Origin of the sequence: Aeromicrobium sp., from assembly GCF_025965075.1 — a bacterium.
Lineage (GTDB): Bacteria > Actinomycetota > Actinomycetes > Propionibacteriales > Nocardioidaceae > Aeromicrobium.
In genome coordinates this window covers 1-2755 of the sequence record NZ_JAOPXQ010000024.1, presented here as the reverse complement: position 1 = coordinate 2755, position 2755 = coordinate 1, and the positions used below count along the sequence as shown (strand labels likewise).

Genomic DNA, 2755 nt, shown 5'->3' with positions numbered 1-2755 from the left:
TCGCCGGCTTCCTGATCTTCGGCGGCGACGACAGCGACGCCAAGGGCGGCAAGACCGTCAAGATCGGCGTCGTCGGAGCCAGCGACCCCTACTGGGCCGACTACACCAAGGCCGCCAAGGCCGAGGGCATCAACGTCAAGATCATCGACTTCACCGAGTACACGCAGCCCAACCCGGCCCTCGACGCCGGCGAGCTGGACCTCAACCAGTTCCAGCACATCGTCTACCTCGCGGACTACAACGTCTCGAACGACAAGAACCTCGTACCGATCGGCTCGACCGCGATCTACCCGCTCGGGCTCTACAGCAAGAAGTACGACTCGGCCGCCGACATCCCGGACGGGGCGACCGTCGCGGTGCCCGACGACGCCAGCAACCAGGCCCGCGGCCTGCTGATCCTGCAGTCGGCCGGACTCATCAAGCTCAAGTCGGGCGGCACGATCTTCTCCGACCTGTCGGACGTCGACACCAGCGCCTCGCGGGTCAAGGTCAAGGACCTGTCGGCCGACATCACGGCGACGAGCCTCGAGGACCTCGACGGCGCGATCATCAACAACGACTTCGTCGAGAAGGCCGGTCTGACGTTCGCGGACGCGATCGCCAAGGACGACCCCGCCGATCCCAACGCGCTGCCCTACGTCAACGTCTTCGCCGCCCGCGCCGAGGACAAGGACAACAAGACGTACGCCAGGCTGGTCGAGATCTTCCAGGACACCAAGACCGTGACCGACGGCCTGCAGAAGGTCTCCGGCGACACCGCCGAGCTGCTCAAGACCCCGGTCGCCGACCTCGAGTCGTCGCTCACCAAGGTTGAGAAGGACACGGCCGCCACCAAGTGACCGCTCCCCGGCCCGGCGACCTCGCGTCGCCGGGCTCGTGGTGCGTCTGGAGGAACTCATGGCTCTGATCGAGCTCCGGGGCGTCAGCAAGACGTACCCACCGACGCGCAAGGGCGGCGACCCCGTCCGCGCCGTCGACGACGTCAACCTGTCGATCGAGGCCGGCGAGATCGTCGGCGTCGTCGGCTACTCCGGCGCGGGCAAGTCCACGCTCGTCCGGCTGATCAACGCCCTCGAGCCGACGACATCGGGAACGCTCGAGGTCGACGGCACCGACGTCACGACGCTGCGCGAGCGGCAGCTGCAGAAGGTCCGGCTCGACATCGGGATGATCTTCCAGCAGTTCAACCTGTTCGGCTCCCGGACGGTGTGGGGCAACATCGCCTACCCGCTCGAGATCGCGAAGGTGCCGAAGGCCGAGCACCAGCAGCGCATCTCCGAGCTGCTCCACTTCGTCGGCCTGGCCGACAAGGCCCACGCCTGGCCCGAGCAGCTCTCCGGCGGGCAGAAGCAGCGCGTCGGCATCGCCCGGGCGCTGGCCACGTCGCCCAAGATCCTGCTCGCCGACGAGGCCACCAGCGCGCTCGACCCGGAGACGACGGTCGAGGTGCTGCGGCTGCTGAAGCGGGTCAACGCCGAGCTGGGCATCACGATCGTCGTCATCACCCACGAGATGGACGTCGTCAAGACGATCGCCGACCGGGTCGTGGTGATGGAGGAGGGTCGCATCGTCGAGCAGGGGCCGGTGTTCGAGATCTTCGCCCGTCCGCAGCAGCCGGCGACCCGCCGGTTCGTCTCGACCCTGGTCGACGACGTCCCCGACGAGTCGTCGGTGGCCTCGCTGCGGCGCCGTCACCCCGGCCGGCTCCTGACGCTGTCGTTCCGGGACGAGTCGGTGAGCCAGTCGGCCGTCTTCGCGGAGATCATCGGTCGCGGCGTCGAGTTCGAGCTCGTCTTCGGCGGGGTCGAGGACGTCCGCGGTCGCACGTTCGGCCACCTGACGCTCGAGCTGCGCGGCGACGACGCCGCGGTCGCCGAGGCGGTGCGGGCCGTCAGTGCCCTCGTCGAGACGACGGAGGTGGCGTGATGGATCGCGTGTGGGAGCTGCGGAGCATCTTCCTGGAGAGCCTGTGGACCACGATCTGGCTCGCGGGCGGGGGGATCGTCATCGGTGGCGCCATCGGGCTGCTGGTCGGGACGGGCCTGTACGTCAGCCGGCGCGGCGGGATCGTGTCGAACCGGTGGACCAACGGGGTGCTCAACTTCCTGGTCAACTTCATGCGGCCGATCCCGTTCGTGCTGCTCGTGATCGCGCTGCAGCCGGTGTCCCGCTGGTTCGGGATCTCGGGGATCGGCAACGGCCAGGCGCTGGTGGCGATCGTCTTCGCCTCGGCGTTCGGGATCTCGCGGATCGTGGAGCAGAACCTGGTGAGCGTCCAGCCCGGCGTGCTGGAGGCGGCCCGGGCGATGGGCGCCAGCCGGTGGAAGGTCATCACGACGGTGCTGCTCCCCGAGGCGCTGGGCCCGCTGATCCTGGGCTTCACGTTCGCGCTCGTGGCGATCGTCGACATGACCGCGATCGTCGGCATCACCGGGGCGGACAGCCTCGGCAAGGTCGCGCTGACGTACGGGCTCAAGCAGTTCAACTGGACCGTCACGGCGGTCGCGATCCTGCTGGTCATCGTCATCGTCCAGATCGGTCAGCTGATCGGCAACGCGCTGGCCCGCAAGGTCATGCGCCGCTAGACCCGGCTGCGGGACCCCCGAGTGGCGCGCGCTCGCTCAGAGATGGGTGCGGACGTCCAGGAGCTCGGGGAAGAAGGTCAGCTCGAGGGCCTTCTGGAGGAAGTGGACCCCGGAGGAGCCTCCCGTCCCTCGCTTGAAGCCGATGATCCGCTCGACCGTCTTGAGGTGGC

The 2755-nt window shown here is 68.4% G+C and carries 4 protein-coding genes; 3 read left to right on the top strand and 1 reads right to left on the bottom strand.

What is annotated here, in order from left to right:
• From JWQ91_RS01360 to JWQ91_RS01350, 3 genes are all read left to right on the top strand, one after another.
• Positions 1-839 (top strand): MetQ/NlpA family ABC transporter substrate-binding protein (locus JWQ91_RS01360; protein WP_297779774.1); only part of this gene is annotated, 839 nt, incomplete at its 5' end.
• A 58-nt stretch (positions 840-897) separates the two neighbouring features.
• A complete protein-coding gene (locus tag JWQ91_RS01355) occupies positions 898-1926 on the top strand; it encodes a methionine ABC transporter ATP-binding protein (RefSeq protein ID WP_297779771.1) in 1029 nt (342 codons plus the stop codon).
• Positions 1926-2585, top strand: coding sequence for a methionine ABC transporter permease (locus JWQ91_RS01350; protein ID WP_297779769.1), 660 nt, complete (start codon positions 1926-1928; stop codon positions 2583-2585). Before JWQ91_RS01355 ends, JWQ91_RS01350 begins: the two co-directional genes overlap by 1 nt.
• Positions 2586-2621: 36 nt before the next feature.
• Here JWQ91_RS01350 and JWQ91_RS01345 read toward each other — a convergent pair.
• The coding region (locus JWQ91_RS01345) for a tryptophan 2,3-dioxygenase family protein (protein ID WP_297779776.1) at positions 2622-2755 on the bottom strand (134 nt) is incomplete at its 5' end.

Coding starts and splice junctions, on each gene's coding strand:
- JWQ91_RS01355 (WP_297779771.1), top strand. CDS start 898: ATGGCTCTGATCGAGCTCCGGGGCGTCAGCAAGACGTACCCACCGACG.
- JWQ91_RS01350 (WP_297779769.1), top strand. CDS start 1,926: ATGGATCGCGTGTGGGAGCTGCGGAGCATCTTCCTGGAGAGCCTGTGG.